We start from the raw sequence: 19,013 nt of genomic DNA, 5'->3' as shown, positions 1-19,013 counted from the left end.
ATGGCCAACGGTGCTTTCTGCGATGAGTGTCTCGACAAACCAATCGACACCTGATGTGTCGACCTTCCAAGGCTTGATCCTTGCTCTGCAACAGTACTGGGCAGAACAGGGCTGCGTCATTCTCCAACCTCTTGATATGGAAGTTGGCGCGGGCACCTTTCATCCCGCTACTTTCCTACGCTCAATCGGCCCGGAAAGCTGGAACGCGGCCTACGTTCAGCCTTCTCGCCGCCCAACCGATGGCCGCTATGGCGAAAACCCCAATCGCCTGCAGCACTACTACCAGTTTCAGGTCGTCATGAAGCCATCGCCAAGTAATCTGCAGGACCTTTATCTTGGCTCACTAAAGCGTTTAGGCCTGGACCCACTGATCCACGATGTGCGCTTTGTTGAGGATAACTGGGAATCGCCAACACTGGGCGCTTGGGGCCTGGGTTGGGAAGTATGGCTCAATGGGATGGAAGTTACCCAGTTCACCTATTTCCAGCAAGCGGGCGGTATTGAGTGCTACCCCGTTACCGGTGAGCTGACCTATGGTCTTGAGCGGATTGCCATGTATCTGCAAAACGTTGACAGCGTTTACGACCTGGTATGGGCGATTGCCCCGGACGGTAGCCAAGTCACCTATGGCGATGTGTATCTGCAGAACGAGCGTGAGCAATCGACCTATAACTTCGAGCATGCCGACGTCGATCAGCTGTTTGCCTCCTTCGATCACCAGGAGCGTGAGTGTGCCAAGCTGCTGACCGCCAACCTGCCCTTACCTGCTTATGAGCAGGTACTCAAGGCATCACACACCTTTAACCTTCTGGATGCCCGTCACGCTATTTCGGTAACCGAGCGTCAGCGCTTTATTCTGCGCGTGCGCACCATGGCGCGGGATGTTGCCCATACCTACTTTGAGTCGCGTAAAGCAGCAGGTTTCCCCATGGCTCCAGAAGCGCTTCGCCGCGAACTACTTGCCGATCAGGGAGATGCATAATGGCTGTTGATACGCTTTTATTAGAACTGGGCGCCGAAGAGCTGCCACCCGCGGCGCTGGATGCACTCTCTGACGCGTTTGCTGCGGGGATTGAAAAAGGCCTGCAAGAGGCCGAGATTCCTTTCCAGCACGTGACCGCTTACGCCACACCTCGCCGTTTAGCCGTCAAGGTCAGCGAGCTTGCCGATAAACAGCCGGACCGCGAGGTAGAGCGTCGTGGTCCGGCGCTGGCCGCCGCCTTTAAAGACGGTGTTGCAAGCAAAGCAGCCGAAGGCTTCGCTCGTTCCTGTGGTGTTAGCGTCGATGAGCTAATTCACCTGGAAACAGACAAAGGCACTTGGCTTGGCTACCGCGAACAGCAGCAGGGTGAGAGCCTTCAAGCACTTCTGCCCGAGATTCTGCGTAAAGCCATTCAGGGCCTGCCTGTACCTAAAAATATGCGCTGGGGGGCATCACGTATTGAGTTCTCCCGCCCGGTGCACTGGTTGGTCGCACTTTACGGCAGCGATGTCATTGCCGCAGAAGTGCTGGGATTACAGGCTAGCCGCACCACCTATGGCCACCGCTTCCACGCCCCCAATGCGATTCAGCTTGAGCACGCCGATGATTATCTGGCCACGCTCGAAAACGCTTACGTATTGGCGGACCGCAAGCTGCGTCGCGAACGCATTCGCGAGCAAGTACTAGCCGAAGCGGAAGTACAGGACGCCAATGCCGTTATCGACGAAACCCTGCTCGTTGAGGTCAGTGGTTTGGTGGAGTGGCCGGTCGCACTTACCGGCAGTTTCGATGAGCGCTTTTTGGAGGTCCCGGCGGAGTGTTTGATCTCCTCCATGAAGGCCAATCAAAAGTACTTCCACCTGCTGGATGACCAGGGCAAGCTCAAACCGCTGTTTATCACTATCTCCAATATCGATAGCGCTGATCCACAACAGGTAATTTCGGGTAACGAAAAAGTCATTCGTCCGCGCCTGGCGGATGCCGCCTTCTTCTACGATACCGACCGTAAGCAGAGCCTGGCTTCGCGCATTCCGCAACTTGAAAGCGTAGTGTTTCAGCAGCAGTTGGGAACACTGGCCGACAAAGCACGTCGTACCACCGCTATTGCCACTTTCATTGCTGAGAAGATCAACGGTGACGTTGCCAATGCACAGCGTGCTGTGGCACTTGCCAAGTGTGACCTGGTCACCGAAATGGTGCTCGAGTTCCCTGAGTTACAGGGCATTATGGGTCGCTACTACGCCGAGCAGGACGGCGAGCCTGCGGATGTTGCTCAAGCGATTGAAGAGCAGTACCTGCCACGCTTTGCCAGCGATGCTATTCCGCAAAGCCTGACCGGGCAAACGCTGGCCTTGGCGGATCGCCTGGACACCCTGGTAGGTATCTTTGGTATTGGTCAGCGTCCAACCGGCGCAAAAGATCCCTTCGCCCTGCGCCGCGCCTCAATTGGCGTGTTGAATATCCTGATCAAGGGCGAGCTGAATCTTGATCTGCGCGAGCTTTTAGATGCCGCCGCTCAGCAGCATCAGGGGCTGCCCAAGGCTGAGGGGCTGGTAGAGGACGTGCTGACCTATATGCTGGATCGCTTCCGCGCTTGGGGTCAGGAAGAAGGCATTAGCGCCGAGATGTACCTAGCGGTGCGTGCACGCCCGGTCACCAACCCGCTCGATTTCGCTCGCCGGCTGCGCGCGGTGAAAGCCTTTGCTCAACGTGAAGAGGCAGCTGCGTTAGCCGCCGCTAACAAGCGCGTGACCAATATTCTGAGCAAGCAGGATCACAACGGCAACCTTCAGGTTGACCCGAGCCTGCTGCAAGAGGAAGCCGAGCAGGTACTATTCAAGGCCGTTACCAGCCGCCAGGAGCAGGTAGCCCCGCTGTTTGGTACCGGTGATTATCAGCAAGCGCTGGATGTACTGGCGACGCTTCGTGAACCCGTTGATGCATTTTTTGATCAGGTGATGGTCATGGCGGATGATGAAGCAGTGCGCAATAACCGTCTTGCTCTTTTGGCGAGCCTTCAGGCACTGTTCCTGGAAGTTGCTGATATTTCGCTGCTCCCCCAATAACGCTCTCTCGACCGTCTGCCGGTGGCTTTTATGCCACCGGCAGCACGCTTATCACTCCTTCCCCTACCTGCCTTTTAGCGCGCTCATTTCTGGCTGTGACGTATAATCGTGACGCTCCTCTTTGAAGGTCTCTTCACGCGCTGCTGGTTTGTTTCACGTGAAACACCGTGAAAAAATAATCGATTTTTACTAAAATAAAGTTTTCCTGATGCGTTAATTCCCCTTTGTAGACGTAATGCGTGTTATTGCTTGGGTGCATAAGCACTCTGGAGTTGCCCTGTGTACGTCATTTCCCCAGCAACAGGCTAGCATGGCTTCCCATACGCTGAATGGCCAAAAGGTGTGGTTAAAACGTGCCGCCAAACGGAACTCGCAGCTTGCCTATGCGCCGCTCAAGTTATTGGCTGCATGGTTTAATATTGAAGCGTTAAAGCCGGTCCCCAACCTGGGCGGCGAGCAAAGTATTTTCACCGAGGCCCAACGGATTAGAGCCTTAAGTGAAGCAGGTATCTCCGTTCCCGTCATCCTGGCCGAAAATCCTCAAGCCCTTCTTTTAGCGGATGCAGGGTCGCCTGAACAACCCGCGGTGACACTGCTGGAAAAGCTCAAAAAGGCGAGCAGTGTTGAGGAAGTGGATAAAGCGCTTAGTCAAAGCATTCAGGCACTCAACGCGGTTCATGAGCGCAATTGCTACCTGAGTGAAGCGTTCGCACGCAATATCCTTATCACCCACGACCAAACTGTCTTTATCGATTTTGAAACGGATCCAGGTAAAGTACATACCCCAATCAACTGTATGGTGCGCGATTGGTACTGCTTTATCTTTTCACTCTATGGCAAACTCTCTAAATCACCGATGCAAATCGAACGTTTAACCCCTGCGCTGATTGATGGATTGCACAGCGCCCGGCAGGAAGTTCGAGAGCAGTTTAAAAAAACGCTGCCCAAACTACTCCGCTTGCAAAAAATCCCATTTAAATACCTGGGTAGTGATGGCCGCAAAATTAGCGTCACGTTGCAGGCGTTGGCGATGCTTAATCAGCGTCTTTAATGGAACGCGCAATGCCTATCTCCCCCGAGCAGCTGGTTATTCTTGATCGTGACGGCGTCATTAATCAGGATTCTGACGCCTATATAAAGTCACTCGAAGAGTGGCTGCCCTACCCTTCTTCCATCCATGCTATCGCTAAATTATCCCAAGCCGGCTACACCGTTGCGATAGCCACGAATCAGTCGGGCATTGGCCGCGGTTATTACGATGCAGGCGTTCTCGGTCAAATGCATGACCGTCTAAATGCGTTGGTCAATGCCGCAGGAGGAACCATTGCGCATATCGCTTATTGCCCGCATGGACCCGCCGATGATTGCGAGTGCCGCAAACCCTTACCGGGCTTGCTGCATGATATTCAGCGTGCGCTAAGTTTATCGAGCTTATCCGGCAGTTGGATGGTAGGTGATAGCCTGCGCGACCTGCAAGCGGGCGAAGCATGTGGCTGTCAGTCGGTATTAGTAAAAACTGGCAAAGGCGAGAAAACACTGGCCAAGGGCGTAGGCCTGGAAAATGCCCACGTTTATACAGATTTAGCCGAGTTTGTTGATTGGCTGTTATCCCGTTCATCCGGCTGAATTTTATAGCTCAAAAAAATGCCGCTGGCTTTAAGCCAGCGGCATTTTTCATTTCAAACAATGTTTCACGTGAAACATGTTATGCGAGCTTCGCTCGGTGCCTTATACGTCCAGATTAGCGACCAAGGCATTGCTTTCGATAAAGTTACGCCGTGGCTCTACATCATCACCCATCAAGGTGTTAAACATCATATCGGCGGCGACGGCGTCTTCAACCGTAACACGCAGCATACGGCGGCTATCCGGGTCCATGGTGGTTTCCCAAAGCTGATCTGGGTTCATTTCGCCCAGCCCTTTATAGCGCTGTACCGAAAGGCCACGCTGACCTTCCTGCATTAGCCACTGCAACACCTCGGAGAAGTGAGCCACAGGCTTCTGACGCTCGCCACGGGAAATAAAGGCGCCCTCTTCAAGCAGCCCATTAAGAGTATCACCCAGCGCTGAAATAGCCCGATAATCCGCACTTTCAAAGAAGTCCAGGCCCCAGTCGTACTCGGTAGTCACGCCATGCGCAATAAGCGACACGGTAGGCAGTAACAAGCCACGCTCCTCATCTTCTTTCAGATAGAAGGTGTAACGCGGCCCGCCTTCATAGGCCACCATGTCATCCATGACTTTTTGCAGTTCAGCAATCCAGTTTTCCATGGTGACACGATCTTTAAGACTCGCCTCGCCCTGCAATCCTGTGACATGGATGATCTGCTTCAATACTTCAATCGGGTAAACGCGTGCCAGGCGATCGATACGCTTCATCACGTTGCGATACTGGTTTACCTGGGCTTCCAGCTGCGAACCGGAGATACCCGGCGCGTCCGCATTTACGTATAGACCTGCGCCATCCAGCGCTGTCGTGGTCAAGTAATCGACCATGGCCTGCTCATCTTTAAGGTAGAGCTCTTGCTTGCCTCGCTTGATTTTATAGAGCGGCGGCTGGGCAATAAAAATATGGCCGCGCTCAATCAGCTCCGGCATTTGGCGGAAGAAGAAGGTCAGTAGCAAGGTACGAATATGTGAACCGTCGACATCCGCATCGGTCATGATGATGATGGAGTGATAACGGAGTTTATCGGGGTTAAACTCTTCGCGACCGATACCACAGCCCAGCGCGGTGATGAGCGTACCCACTTCAGCTGACGAAAGCATTTTGTCAAAACGTGCTTTTTCGACGTTCAGGATTTTACCTTTAAGCGGCAAAATGGCCTGCGTGCGACGGTCACGCCCCTGCTTGGCACTGCCACCGGCCGAGTCGCCCTCCACCAGGTAAAGCTCTGACTGACTGGGGTCTTTCTCCTGGCAATCAGCAAGTTTGCCCGGCAGGCCTGCAATATCCAGCGCGCCTTTACGCCGCGTCATGTCCCGGGCCTTACGTGCCGCTTCACGCGCACGTGCCGCATCCAGCATTTTATTAACGATTGCTTTGGCTTCGTTTGGCTTTTCAATCAGGTAGTCAGAAAACAGGCGGCCCATTTCCTGCTCAACGGCTGTTTTCACTTCACTGGACACCAGCTTGTCCTTGGTTTGTGAAGAGAATTTCGGGTCAGGCACTTTGACAGAAACAATCGCCGTTAAGCCTTCACGAGCATCATCACCCGCCGTGCTTACCTTGGCTTTTTTGAGCAGGCCTTCCGCTTCGATGTAGTTATTCATCGTGCGCGTCAGTGCTGCCCGGAAGCCGGCCAAGTGAGTACCGCCATCACGCTGAGGGATATTATTGGTATAGCAGAAGATGCTTTCCGTAAAGACGTCGCTCCACTGCATTGCCACTTCGACTTCAACACCGTCCTCCCGCGAGGCAGTAAAGTGGAAAACAGGGTTCAGAACCGTTTTATTGGAGTTGAGGTGATCAACAAAGGCTTTCAAGCCGCCTTCGTAATGAAACAGCTCTTCCTTACCGCTGCGATCATCCATTAGCCGAATGGCAACGCCAGAGTTCAGAAACGACAGCTCACGCAGACGTTTGGCCAAAATATCGTAATGGAATTCAATATTAGCAAAGGTGTTCTGGGAAGGGCGGAAATGAACACGTGATCCGGTTTTTTCCGTTTTACCCACCACGCTAAGCGGTGCCTGAGGCACGCCATGGTGATAAATCTGCTCAAACACTTCGCCCTGGCGCCAGATGGTTAAGCGTAGCTCTTCAGAAAGCGCATTAACCACGGAGACACCCACACCGTGAAGACCGCCAGATACTTTATAAGAGTTATCGTCAAACTTACCGCCCGCGTGTAACACGGTCATGATGACTTCTGCGGCAGAGACGCCCTCCTCTTCGTGCAGCTCGGTAGGAATACCGCGACCATTATCGCTAACGGTTACCGACTCATCGGCATGAATAACCACGCGAATTTCACTACAATGGCCCGCCAAAGCCTCATCGATGGAGTTATCCACCAACTCGAAGACCATGTGGTGCAACCCGGTGCCGTCGTCGGTATCACCGATGTACATACCAGGACGTTTGCGTACTGCATCCAGTCCTTTGAGCACCTTGATGCTTGATGAATCGTAAGCCTGTTCGCTCATTGACCACTCCGTCGTGAAGTCTGTCTTGTCCCGTATCGTCTACCCATCTTGCACCAACTGGCCAAGCCCTTGCGGGTCATGTTTCACGTGAAACATGCTAACCAGGGTTTTAGATTGCCACATAGGTTGTAATGCGGCGGGGTCGACGCTGGTAATAAATGCCTGACACTGCATCTCTTCAAGCAACTGACAGAAACGCTGTTGGTGTTGCACATCCAGCTCTGCTGGCAAATCATCAATTAAATAAATGCAGTGACGCTGTGCCGTTCTTTCCAGAAACCGCCCCTGGGCAAGCTTGAGTGCGCTTACCACAAGCTTTTGCTGGCCTCTGGAAAGTACTTCAACAGCAGGCTGTTTATTAAGCCTGATACGCAAATCGGCACGCTGAGGGCCTTGTTGGGTAAACCCCTTTTGCTGATCGGTGACTCGGTTATCCTGAAGCACATCAGCCAGCGTTTTCTGTTTGTCCCATCCTCGAGCGTAGTTAAGTTTTAAGCCAGGTAATGGAAGAAGTACATTCAGCGTTTCTTCAAAGACAGGCAGAAACTCACTAAACCATTCAAACCGCAACCTATCGACTACCTCGCCCCATAGCGCCAATTCTTGTTCCCAGGCCGCCATTTCCTGTGGGTCTATTCTACCACGCCTGAGTAATGCGTTCCGATGTTTCACTGCTCGACGTGTACGCTTCCATGCTTCCAGAAAGTGATGTTTCACGTGAAACACTCCCCAGTCAAGAAACTCGCGCCGCCCGGCTGGAGACCCTTCAAGAAGCCTAAAAGCGTCAGGATTGATTAGTTGCAAAGGCATCGCCTCGACCAACTCGGCCAAGCGTACCCCCTTATCCCCACGCAAACGCAGCTCTAGTTCACGCTGAGCCCGTAACCGGCGCACCCCTATGGAAATCTCTGGCTCCCCTTTCAGGCGCCCGTAGAGCGTCATATGCGCCACATCAGATTGGATGGCATGCTTTAGCTGACGGGTACGAAACGAGCGGCCCATTCCCAAAACATGAATGCCTTCCAGCAGGCTGGTTTTGCCACTTCCGTTCAGCCCAGTGATGATATTGATCCCCCGAGAAGGATGCATATCCAGCGGCGCTAAATTCCGTAACCCTTGGAAGTTAAGCTGACTCAAGCTCATGTAAACACTCGGGTAAAAGGCGTAACCACCTCCTAAGAGAAAGCGGCGCCCCTGCTACCAGAAGCGCCGCCCCGTTTGGCATTTATAAAACGCTATATTACAACCGCATGGGCATAACAACATACAGCGCATCGCCACCACCCGGCTCTTCAAGCAGCGCGCTGCTATTAGGGTCGGCCAGCGTTATTTGCACTCTGTCTTCATTTAGCACGCTAAGCACGTCAACCAAATAACCCACGTTGAAGCCGACTTCCATCGCAGAGCCGTTATATTCGACGGCCACGTTCTCTTCGGCTTCTTCCTGTTCAGGGTTATTCGCCATGACCTTAAGGTTGCCCTCTTCCAGGTATAAGCGCACACCACGATACTTCTCATTGGAGAGAATCGCTGTACGTGACAGCACCTGACGCAACTCGGCGCGTTCAGCAATGAGCACCTTATCGCCATTGCGTGGTACGACGCGCTCATAGTCAGGGAACTTCCCGTCAATCAGCTTGGACGTAAAGGTGAAATCACCGGTATGAGCACGCACATGGGTTGAACCCAACGTCAGGCTTACCGGCTCATCGCTATCATCCAACAGGCGCGAAAGCTCAAGAATACCCTTACGAGGTACAATCAGCTTCTGCGGCTGGCTAACCGCGACATCAACAGGACGTGAACACATCGCCAAGCGGTGGCCGTCTGTCGCCACCGTGCGTAGCAAGTTACTTTGAATTTCCAACAGCATGCCATTGAGATAGTAGCGAACATCCTGCTGCGCCATGGCAAATGATGTGGTTTCAATAAGATGCTTTAACGTGCCCCGTGGAACGCTTAACTCCTGACTGCTATCGGCATCTTCAATATTGGGGAATTCAGCGACCGGTAATGTCGAGAGCGTAAAGCGTGAACGACCGCTGCGCAGCACCGCTCGGCCATCTTCAACGGTCAGTTGGATATCGGACTGATCAGGCAGCGATTTACAAATATCCATCAGCTTACGAGCAGGCACGGTTGCCGCCCCTGGCTGGTCAACCTGGCTTGCGACAGTACGCCCGATGAGTTCAACCTCAAGGTCCGTACCGGTTAGTGCGACCTGGTCACCTTCGACCTGAATCAGCACATTAGACAGTACAGGTAGCGTTTGGCGCCGTTCTACCACGCCTGCCACCAGAGTCAGCGGACGCAGCAATGCCTCTCGGGAAATGGAAAATTTCATCAACACTCCGGTTTATATCCTGAAAACCTGCAGACGGCAGGCCAATCCCATGGATGATTTAGCTGGTTAAAAGGCGCAACAGATTTTTGTAATCTTCGCGAATATCCGCGCTCTCCTCTTGCAAGGCTTTCACCTTGCGGCAAGCGTGAAGTACCGTTGTATGATCACGGCCACCAAACGCATCGCCAATTTCCGGCAAACTATGATTGGTCAATTCCTTGGCTAGCGCCATGGCCACCTGCCGGGGGCGAGCGACTGAGCGCGAGCGTCGCTTGGATAATAAATCTGCCACCTTGATTTTGTAATACTCGGCGACTGTGCGCTGGATATTATCTACACCCACCTGCTTATCTTGTAGCGCGAGTAAATCTTTTAGCGACTCACGAATAAAGTCCTGGGTAATCGGCTTACCCATAAAGTGTGAGTCAGCAATCACTTTTTTCAGTGCCCCTTCCAATTCACGTACGTTCGAGCGAATTTTTTGAGCAATAAAGAAGGCCGCATCATGAGGTAAATAAACTTTGGCCTGGTCGGCTTTTTTCATCAAGATGGCTACGCGGGTTTCAAGTTCGGGCGGCTCAATAGCCACCGTCAAGCCCCATCCAAAGCGCGATTTCAGGCGCTCCTCAACACCACTGATCTCCTTTGGATAACGATCAGAGGTGAGAATCATTTGCTGGCCGCCTTCCAAAAGCGCATTAAAGGTATGGAAAAACTCCTCTTGGGAGCGCTCCTTGCCAGCAAAAAATTGAATATCATCAATGAGTAACGCATCAACACTGCGATAAAAGCGTTTGAAGTCGTTGATCGCATTAAGTTGAAGTGCCTTGACCATATCGGCAACAAAACGCTCAGAATGCAGATACACCACCCGGGCATTTTCCCGGCGGCCAGCCAGCGCATTGCCTACGGCGTGCATCAAGTGCGTTTTACCCAGACCTACCCCACCGTATAGAAATAGTGGGTTATAGGCGCCACCCGGATTTTCTGAAACCTGCCGAGACGCCGCACGCGCCAGTTGGTTGGATTTACCTTCCACGAAGGTATCAAACGTAAAATTTGGGTTCAGCCCACTGCCGTGCTTAAGACTACCTTCGACCTGGACCTGACGCTCATTAGTCCGCCGGCGCGGCGTTTCTTCACGCTCACGCAGCTGATCAATTTCACGCTCATCGGCAATATCACCGCGCGGGGGCGTATGCACTGAAGGCGCCGAGGTTGAAGCGGAAACAGGATTACCCAAATCACGCGGCTGGGGGACTGCCGCTACTGGACGACGGCTACCTACGGTCAGGCTTACTTTGGGTGGTTTAGACGGCGCAAGCTCGCGGATCAGCTCACTGATTCGCTTGGCATACTTGTCACTCACCCAATCGCGCACAAAGCGATTAGGCGCCAGTAAGCGCAACTCATTGGACTCTCCTTCTTCTGCCTGCAAGGGACGTATCCAGGTATTGAATTGCTGAGAATTCAATTCGTCCTGCAGGTAGTCCAGGCACTGTTGCCAAAGCGCGAGTGACACTCATCTCACCATCAGTTGAAAACGGCCGACCATTGTAGCGCTCTAAAGCTTGGTTATCCACACGGGTTTGGCTAACAATTATGCCTGTGGACAACTTATCGTAAGCACGTGGGACAACCCGCTGATGGAGTGGGGACAGATCCGTTTTTAGCGTTTTTCCACATCTCTACGCACATCAAAACAACAGTTTATAGACCGCTTATACGACACTTATGCACATTGTTTTTATGATTTTATCATATTGATTAACCTATTTATTATTCACTTATCCACAAATAGTATCCCTACTATTAATAACAACAAGATTTAAAAACCTCATTAGTAATAATAACTGTTTTGATTTTCGCGTAAAAAAGCCGGCAGGCCCCATGCCCACTGCCTTTTTGTTGGTTTTTATGCAAGGAAAAATTGCACCCGGCGCGGGAAGCCTCTACAATTTCCGGTCTTGAATTGAAACTCCCCGGCTAGTTTCCTCACTGGGCCGGGTCTTTTGGATTCACATCCGTCCTAAACCACGTGGGAATTACGAGTTATGAAACGCACTTTTCAACCCAGCGTTCTCAAACGCAAGCGCATGCATGGCTTCCGTGCTCGCATGGCAACCAAAAACGGCCGTGCCGTTATCTCTCGCCGCCGTGCGAAAGGCCGCAAGCGTCTGAGCGCCTGATCTCGGATTGCGTGTGCCGCCTCAAGGCTTTCCCCGGCGTTTGCGTCTTTTAAACGCTGGGGATTTTAGTCACGTGTTTGAACAAGCTGACCTTAAAGTTCATGGCAAAGGTATGATGGCGTTAGCGCGCATGACTACCCGAGGGCATCCTCGCATTGGACTAATCGTCAGCAAGAAAAATGCAAAGCGCGCTGTAGATCGCAACCGCTTTAAGCGTCTAGTCCGAGAGTCCGTCAGGCTTCGCCAGGATCACCTTCCCTCCATGGATATTGTGATATTAGCCAAGCGCGGTGTGCAGGATATCGACAATGAAACGCTTAGTCGGCAGTTGCATGGTATGTGGAAACGCCTTCAGCGTGACGCGCAAACGGTATCAATTGCACCACCGCTTGATGGCGTAACACGTGACACTTGACGACACACCTCGCCGCTCGACCTCGGCCTGCCGCTTGGCAGGCTTTCGTGTGTCATGGGTCGAGTAAATGACACTGCGCCATTAGCATGTTCATCACCCAGCGGGCAGAACCCTCATGGACGTAAAACGACTTCTCTTACTGATTCCAATGGCAGTACTTGCCTATCTACTGGTGATCCAGTGGAATCAGGATTATGGGCCGACAGATTACGACTCGACGCCTGAAATTACGCAAAGCAGTAGTGACGCCCCCTCAGCCAATGCTGAAAGCAGTAACGACCTGACGGTTCCGTCAACGTCGGCACCCAACAGTGCGGTAGACGATGGGCTGGCAAGCAGTACTGAAAGCGAAACATCTAGCCGTGACTTTATTGCGGTGGCTACCGATGTTCTCGACGTGCGCATTGACCCGCACGGCGGCGACATTATTTATGCTGCGTTACCTCAGCATAAAATGACGCTGGATACTGAACGCAACTATGTGTTGCTCTCGGATAATTCAACGCGTAGCTATGTTGCACGTTCCGGCCTACAGCTGGACGGGCAAGCAAGTCGTATTGAATTTACTCCGGAAAGCAATGCCTATCGTCTGGCAGATGATGATGACCAGCTGGTCGTTGATTTACGGGCAGACGTTAACGGCGTTGATATTATCAAGCGTCTTACGTTCGAACGTGGGAATTACGCGGTCAATGTTGATTACTATATTGCCAATAATACCGATGCGCCGGTAAGTGCTCGTTTTATTGGCCAATTAGCGCGTGATAACAGCCCTGACCCGTCAAGCGGCGTTGCCATGGGTATGAACTCCTATATTGGGGCAGCGTACTCAACGCCAGACGAACGTTATGAAAAGATCGATTTTGAAGACATTCAAAACCGTAACTTTGAAAATCGTGAAGCCCAGGGCGGCTGGATTGCGCTTATCCAGCACTACTTTGTTTCTGCCTGGGCACCGCCCCAAGATCAGCAAAACCTTTACTACGTTACCACTGACTCAAGTGACCGTAACGTGGTGGCGTTTGCAGGCCCCACCAGCAACATTGCGGCGGAAGGTGAAGCGACACTGGGCGCCACGCTCTACATGGGCCCCAAGGTTCAGGATCACCTTGAGCAAGTGGCACCCAATCTGCGCCTGACCGTTGACTATGGCTGGTTGTGGTTTATTGCCAACCCACTGTTCTGGTTGCTGGATAAGATCCACGACATCGTGGGCAACTGGGGCTGGTCAATTGTTCTGCTGACGGTTGTGGTTAAGCTGGTGCTCTTCCCGCTGTCTGCCAAGGCTTATAAGTCAATGGCACGCATGCGGAAACTGGGCCCGGAAATGCAGCGTCTTAAAGAGACCTATGGCGATGATCGTCAGAAAATGTCTCAAGAGATGATGAAATTCTACCAAAAGGAGAAGATCAATCCTTTAGGTGGCTGCTTACCCATCGTCATACAGATGCCGGTGTTTATCGCGCTTTACTGGATGTTGCTGGAGTCGGTAGAGCTGCGCCATGCGCCGTTTATCTTCTGGATTCACGATCTATCGGTGAAGGATCCTTACTTCATCCTGCCAATACTGATGGGTATATCCATGTATGTTCAGCAGCTGCTGAACCCGACACCTCCGGACCCCATGCAGGCGAAGATCATGAAGATGCTGCCGATTATCTTCACCTTCTTCTTCCTGTGGTTCCCGGCGGGTCTGGTCATCTACTGGGTAACCAACAACATCATTTCGGTCGCGCAACAGTACTTTATTACGCGTAGTATCGAAAAAGACCCCAGTGTGGGTAAAGGAATGCGAACCAAGTAATCCTTGTTAACCACGCTCCCAGACCCCCGCCCTCGTGCGGGGGTCTGGCGTTTTAGAGACGACAAATTCACAATGTACGCATCCATTAATGAGGCGCGCCATGGCTGAACGACTTTATACCCAGGATACGATTACTGCTCTGGCGACACCGCCTGGGCGTGGCGGCGTAGGGATTATTCGCGTCTCAGGGCCTGCCTGTCGCGATATTGCAGAGTCCGTACTCGGCCACTGCCCGGCGCCTCGGCATGCCTATCACGGCCCCTTTAAGGGCGCTGATAGCATTATTGACGAAGGCATCGCCCTGCTGTTCAACGGCCCTCACTCCTTTACCGGCGAAGATGTGCTGGAGCTACAGGGGCACGGTGGCCCCATTATCATGGACATGCTGCTTGAGCGTTGTGTGGCCTTGGGCGCGCGGTTGGCGCGGCCTGGTGAGTTCTCCGAACGGGCCTTTCTCAATGACAAGCTCGACCTTGCCCAAGCCGAAGCGATTGCCGACTTGATTGATGCCACCTCGCGTTCAGCGGCGGAAAATGCCGTGCGCTCACTACAGGGCGAGTTTTCTACCCGCGTCTCCCATCTGGTTGAGCGGCTTATCGAGCTGCGTGTCTATGTAGAAGCCGCCATCGACTTCCCTGAAGAGGAGATCGACTTTCTGGCGGATGGTCATGTCGCCCAGCGTTTGGAAAGTGTTCAGCAAGCACTCAGCGACGTGCGCAAAGCCGCCGGCCAAGGGGCGCTGTTACGCGAAGGCATGAACGTGGTCATTGCCGGTCGCCCCAATGCGGGTAAGTCCAGCCTGCTTAATGCGTTGACCGAACAAGAGACCGCCATTGTGACTGATATTGCAGGCACCACGCGGGACGTGCTGCGTGAGCACATCCATATTGATGGCATGCCACTGCACATTATTGATACGGCGGGCTTGCGCGATACCCCGGACGCCGTTGAAAAAATCGGTGTCGCCCGCGCCTGGGCAGAAATCGAGAAAGCCGACCGGGTACTGCTATTGGTGGACGCCTCTACCACCGAGGCGACCGACCCCATGATGATCTGGCCCGAGTTTGTCGCCCGCCTTCCCGATCAAAGCCGTTTAACGTTGGTACGTAACAAAATCGATACCAGCGCTGAGCAGGCTGGAATTGATTTATCCACAGTCACTCCCACGCTTCGCCTTTCCGCCAAAACCGGTGCGGGTGTGGATAACCTAAAAACCCATTTGAAAACCGTGATGGGCTTTGCGGCGACCACCGAAGGACGCTTCTCCGCACGTCGGCGTCACCTGGATGCCCTCGACCGGGCAATGGCAGCGCTTGATACCGGCCGTGCCCAGTTGGATGGCTACGGCGCTGGAGAACTGCTGGCCGAAGACCTTCGCGACGCGCAGCAAGCGCTGAGTGAAATTACCGGCGAGTTTAGCGCTGATGACTTGCTGGGCGAGATTTTTGGCAGTTTCTGCATCGGCAAGTAATACGCTCACTTTATGGATCGGCGGGGCGGCGCTGTTGTTCCACCGTAATCCTAACGTCAAATGGTTTAGAATAGTGGTGGTAGTGGAGCGTGTTAAAACCACGCTAGAGATCATCTAGCGGGCGGCTTTCACTCAACGTTTTTGTGCCACCCTACTCCTCAACCCACCACTGCGCCTCAACGCGGCTTTCACTTCCAAGGCAACGGGTTACCTCTGCCATTGCGGTCTTCAGGCGCTCATCAAGCCCCCAGGGCGGGTTAACGACCAACATACCACTACCGTACATACCGTGCGTTTGCTCGCCTGGCGCGCGCAGCAAAAGCTCGCTGCGCCACATTTTGCGAATACCGCTTGCCTTTAACCCGTCCAATAACGCGTGATGATGCCCAGCGGGTAGCAGGGGATACCACATCAGTAGTATGGCGTGGCGCGCCTTTTCAAGCGTGTATATCGCCGTATCAACCACTTCCTGGTACTCCGCTTTACGCTCAAAACTAGGGTCAATCAATACGCAAAGCCGCGGGGTAGACACCGGCAGCATGGCCGTTAAACCCGCTAAACCATCGCCATAGATACGTTTTGCCTGAGGAGGAAGAGACTGCGTGTTCAAGTGCTCATGCTCACCCGGATGAAGCTCAAAAAGGCGCAGCTTATCGTGCTCGCGCAATGATTGGCTTAGCCACCATGGGGAGCCGGGATAGTGCGTTAACGCACTGGTACTGGGCTGAACGCTGGTGACAGCATTTAACCAATCACAGAGTAACGGGTCGGTGAGTACCTCGCGTTCGTGCCATAGCGGCCAAATACCCTCACGATACTCCTGAAGCCGCTGCGTCTCTTTGGTGGCGAGTGGGTAAAGCCCTCTTCCCGCATGCGTATCTATATATGTAATGGGTGTTTTTTTACGTAATGAATAATCAACGACGGCGTAAAGCGTCAAGTGTTTGTGTACATCGGCAAAATTACCGGCGTGATAGGCGTGTTGATAAGACAGCATGGTAACTCGCAGATAAGTGAACGAAAAAAGCCCGCTATGGGATCATAGCGGGCTTTAAACGGTAATGCGCGGGGGAGTTATGTCTTACTTAGCCCTGGCCGTTACCGATTGGCGTCAGGGTGATTTCAACCCGGCGGTTTTGCGCCCGGCCCTGCTCGGTATCGTTGCTGGCAACCGGCTGGTTAGCGCCGTATCCCATGGTGTTAAGACGCGAGGAGGATACCCCGTTTTGACTTAAGTAGTTGCCCACTGACTGAGCTCGGCGCTCAGAGAGACGCTGGTTGTAGCTGGCATCCCCGGTGCTGTCGGTGAAGCCGGCAATATTAACCCGCGTATCGGTATACTGCTTGAGCACGTTAGCCACTTCATTAAGCGCACTGCGCGCATCGCCGGTTAGATCTGAGGAGTCAAACCCGAACGTCACGCTGCTGGGCATATTCAGTACGATGTCGTCGCCGCGACGGTCGATTTCAATGCGCGAGCCCTCCAGGTTCTGGCGAAGCTGCTGTTCTTGACGGTCCATGTAAGCGCCAATACCGGCACCCGCAGCAGCACCCACGGCAGCACCAATCAAGGCACGATCACGACGGCTGGTACTTCCGCTACCCGAAAGTGCACCCGCAGCAGCGCCTACCGCCGCGCCAATCCCTGTTCCCATGCCGGTCGATGAACGTTGCGTCTGGCCACCATAAGGGTCAGAGGTGGCACAGCCCGCCACTAAGATCGCAGCAGCCAACGGGGTCAGTAGTCGAGAAATACGCATCACTCACTCCTTGTATATTTTTGCGCTTGAATTATTCGTCGCTGATAAAGGCCAGCAACTCATTCAAGAATAATAGACCTTGAGGCGATGCACGCAGCTTTTCGGGCATTTCCATCAAAAGTCCTTTTTTGGCGGCCGTGTGTAAACGCGCTAAAAGTGCTTCCTGCGGCTGGCCGGTATGCGCCGACCAGGCATGCATGGCAACCCCTTCGGTTAAGCGAAGCGCATTCATGGAAAACTCAAGCGGCAACTCGTCCGCCGCGATAGGCTGCTTGCCCGCCACGAAACCGCGTGGGTCATTATCACGCCGTAAGTAAGCATCCGGCTGGCGCGTTTTCCAGCGCCGTTCAATATGCCACTGCCCTTGCGGGTCAATCGTCGTCAGCTTACCGTGTGCACCGGCGCCAATGCCCAGATAGTCGCCAAACTGCCAATAGTTGAGGTTGTGCTGGCTCTGCTTGCCAGGTTTTGCATAGGCTGAAATTTCGTAGCGTTCAAAGCCCGCCTGCTCCAATCGCTGATGGCCAAGCTCCTGAATATCCCAAAGCGCCTCCTCTTCCGGCAGAACAGGTGGCTGTGAATGAAACGCGGTATTGGGCTCAAGGGTTAGTTGATACCAGGAGAGATGGTCCGGTGACAGCGCAAGCGCCTGGTCAATATCATCAAGCGCCAGGGAGGGCGTCTGGCCAGGCAAGCCATGCATCAGGTCGATATTAATATTATCAAACCCCGCCGCACGCGCCTGGCCTACCGCAGTAATAGCCTCTTCACCGCCGTGAATACGCCCCAAAGCCTTCAACTGAGCGGGCTGAAAGCTTTGAATACCCAACGAGAGACGATTGATACCCGCCTCACGGTAGCCCGTAAAGCGTGCCTGCTCGGTGGTACCAGGATTCGCCTCCATGGTGATTTCTATATTGGGCGCGAAGGGTAAGCGTCGGCGTATTCCATTAAACAGCCGTTCAAAGAACGTGGGCGACATCAGGCTTGGCGTACCACCGCCAATAAAGATGGTCTGAATCTGACGCCCAGCGGCTAACGCCAGATCGCCATCCAGATCATGAAGTAGTGCCTTTAAGTAAGTCGCTTCGGGTAACTCACCGTCAGGTTCATGAGAGTTAAAGTCACAATAAGGGCACTTGCGTACGCACCAGGGCGTATGAATATAGAGCGATAACGGAGGTAATGGCTTAGCCATGTGCCACCTTAAGTATATCAACCAACCCTTGAAGCGCCCGCCCACGGTGGCTTAGCCGATTTTTTAATTCACTGGGTAATTCCGCCACGCTCATTCCCTGGTCGGGTAGCCAGAACAGCGGGTCATAGCCAAAGCCACCCTCTCCACGTGGATGAGCAAGTAACTCCCCTTCCCAGCTGTGCTGAACAATAACCGGTACCGGATCAGCAGGATGGCGCAAATAGACCAGCACGCACCAGTAGCGACCGGTGCGCTGACCTTCTGCACAGTCACTAAGCGCGGCCAGCAGTTTTTCATTGTTACGCTGATCGCTTTTCGGCTCACCAGCGTAGCGTGCGGAGTAAATCCCTGGCGCCCCTGAAAGCGCATCGACCTCAAGGCCGGAGTCATCAGCAAGCGCCGGTAAGCCGCTAACCCGGCTCGCCTCACGCGCTTTTAACAGGGCATTTTCAACAAAGGTTAGCCCCGTTTCTTCAACATCATGTACCCCAAAATCTGCTTGTGGACGTACATCCAGCCCTAACGGTGCCAGCAGTTGATTGAATTCTTTCAGCTTTCCCGCATTGCCGCTTGCCAGAACAAGGGTATTTACCGTGACCATCATATTTTCTCCCGGCATAAATATGGCAGGCAGG

Annotated in this window: 16 protein-coding genes; 8 read left to right on the top strand and 8 right to left on the bottom strand. The window is 53.3% G+C overall.

The window, feature by feature from the left end; all coding sequences use genetic code 11:
* The first annotated feature begins 22 nt into the window (after positions 1-22).
* From glyQ to gmhB, 4 genes are all read left to right on the top strand, one after another.
* Entirely contained in the window at positions 23-982 is a 960-nt protein-coding gene (gene glyQ, locus ACT3T6_RS06680; RefSeq protein ID WP_172118752.1) for a glycine--tRNA ligase subunit alpha, read from the top strand.
* The gene (glyS, locus tag ACT3T6_RS06675) at positions 982-3,048 is read left to right on the top strand and encodes a glycine--tRNA ligase subunit beta (protein ID WP_192526756.1); all 2,067 of its coding nucleotides are present in this window, start codon (positions 982-984) and stop codon (positions 3,046-3,048) included. Before glyQ ends, glyS begins: the two co-directional genes overlap by 1 nt.
* 310 nt (positions 3,049-3,358) lie before the next feature.
* On the top strand, positions 3,359-4,099 hold the full coding sequence (locus ACT3T6_RS06670) for a hypothetical protein (RefSeq protein WP_193053429.1): 741 nt from the start codon (positions 3,359-3,361) through the stop codon (positions 4,097-4,099).
* 11 nt (positions 4,100-4,110) lie between these two features.
* Complete coding sequence (gene gmhB / locus ACT3T6_RS06665; RefSeq protein ID WP_193053430.1) at positions 4,111-4,674, top strand: D-glycero-beta-D-manno-heptose 1,7-bisphosphate 7-phosphatase; 564 nt, start codon at positions 4,111-4,113, stop codon at positions 4,672-4,674.
* Between the two features lie 102 nt (positions 4,675-4,776).
* Here the strand turns inward: gmhB and gyrB are convergent, their stop codons facing one another.
* The 4 genes from gyrB to dnaA all read right to left on the bottom strand — a co-directional run bounded on the left by gyrB (position 4,777) and on the right by dnaA (position 11,063).
* Positions 4,777-7,197 carry a DNA topoisomerase (ATP-hydrolyzing) subunit B gene (gene gyrB, locus ACT3T6_RS06660; protein WP_193053431.1) on the bottom strand — a complete coding sequence of 807 codons (2,421 nt, stop codon included), beginning with the start codon at positions 7,195-7,197 and terminating at the stop codon, positions 4,777-4,779.
* A gap of 39 nt (positions 7,198-7,236) precedes the next feature.
* Positions 7,237-8,340, bottom strand: coding sequence for a DNA replication/repair protein RecF (gene recF, locus ACT3T6_RS06655; RefSeq protein WP_193053432.1), 1,104 nt, complete (start codon positions 8,338-8,340; stop codon positions 7,237-7,239).
* A 97-nt stretch (positions 8,341-8,437) separates the two neighbouring features.
* Positions 8,438-9,541, bottom strand: coding sequence for a DNA polymerase III subunit beta (gene dnaN, locus ACT3T6_RS06650; RefSeq protein WP_087106978.1), 1,104 nt, complete (start codon positions 9,539-9,541; stop codon positions 8,438-8,440).
* 58 nt (positions 9,542-9,599) lie between these two features.
* Positions 9,600-11,063 (bottom strand): chromosomal replication initiator protein DnaA, encoded by a 1,464-nt coding sequence (gene dnaA, locus ACT3T6_RS06645; RefSeq protein ID WP_193053433.1) that lies wholly within the window; start codon positions 11,061-11,063, stop codon positions 9,600-9,602.
* A 532-nt stretch (positions 11,064-11,595) separates the two neighbouring features.
* Here dnaA and rpmH point away from each other — a divergent pair.
* From rpmH to mnmE, 4 genes are all read left to right on the top strand, one after another.
* Positions 11,596-11,730 (top strand): 50S ribosomal protein L34, encoded by a 135-nt coding sequence (gene rpmH, locus ACT3T6_RS06640; protein WP_172118745.1) that lies wholly within the window; start codon positions 11,596-11,598, stop codon positions 11,728-11,730.
* Positions 11,731-11,743: 13 nt separating this feature from the next.
* Positions 11,744-12,145: a ribonuclease P protein component gene (gene rnpA, locus ACT3T6_RS06635; protein WP_192526761.1), complete on the top strand. Its 402-nt coding sequence runs from the start codon at positions 11,744-11,746 to the stop codon at positions 12,143-12,145.
* Between the two features lie 115 nt (positions 12,146-12,260).
* The gene (gene yidC / locus ACT3T6_RS06630) at positions 12,261-13,949 is read left to right on the top strand and encodes a membrane protein insertase YidC (RefSeq protein WP_193053434.1); all 1,689 of its coding nucleotides are present in this window, start codon (positions 12,261-12,263) and stop codon (positions 13,947-13,949) included.
* Between the two features lie 100 nt (positions 13,950-14,049).
* Positions 14,050-15,420 carry a tRNA uridine-5-carboxymethylaminomethyl(34) synthesis GTPase MnmE gene (gene mnmE / locus ACT3T6_RS06625; protein ID WP_193053435.1) on the top strand — a complete coding sequence of 457 codons (1,371 nt, stop codon included), beginning with the start codon at positions 14,050-14,052 and terminating at the stop codon, positions 15,418-15,420.
* A gap of 151 nt (positions 15,421-15,571) precedes the next feature.
* Here the strand turns inward: mnmE and ACT3T6_RS06620 are convergent, their stop codons facing one another.
* The 4 genes from ACT3T6_RS06620 to rdgB form a co-directional block, all read right to left on the bottom strand.
* On the bottom strand, positions 15,572-16,417 hold the full coding sequence (locus ACT3T6_RS06620) for a 23S rRNA (adenine(2030)-N(6))-methyltransferase RlmJ (RefSeq protein WP_193053436.1): 846 nt from the start codon (positions 16,415-16,417) through the stop codon (positions 15,572-15,574).
* Between the two features lie 88 nt (positions 16,418-16,505).
* Positions 16,506-17,180 carry an OmpA family protein gene (locus tag ACT3T6_RS06615; RefSeq protein ID WP_192526767.1) on the bottom strand — a complete coding sequence of 225 codons (675 nt, stop codon included), beginning with the start codon at positions 17,178-17,180 and terminating at the stop codon, positions 16,506-16,508.
* A 31-nt stretch (positions 17,181-17,211) separates the two neighbouring features.
* Positions 17,212-18,378 carry a radical SAM family heme chaperone HemW gene (gene hemW, locus ACT3T6_RS06610; RefSeq protein WP_192526768.1) on the bottom strand — a complete coding sequence of 389 codons (1,167 nt, stop codon included), beginning with the start codon at positions 18,376-18,378 and terminating at the stop codon, positions 17,212-17,214.
* Entirely contained in the window at positions 18,371-18,979 is a 609-nt protein-coding gene (rdgB, locus tag ACT3T6_RS06605; protein ID WP_192526919.1) for an RdgB/HAM1 family non-canonical purine NTP pyrophosphatase, read from the bottom strand. Before rdgB ends, hemW begins: the two co-directional genes overlap by 8 nt.
* Positions 18,980-19,013 lie beyond the last annotated feature (34 nt).

Origin of the sequence: Halomonas sp. 72 (assembly GCF_052379785.1) — a bacterium.
Taxonomy (GTDB): Bacteria; Pseudomonadota; Gammaproteobacteria; order Pseudomonadales; family Halomonadaceae; genus Vreelandella; species Vreelandella citrativorans.
This window is presented reverse-complemented; position numbering and strand designations above follow the sequence as displayed.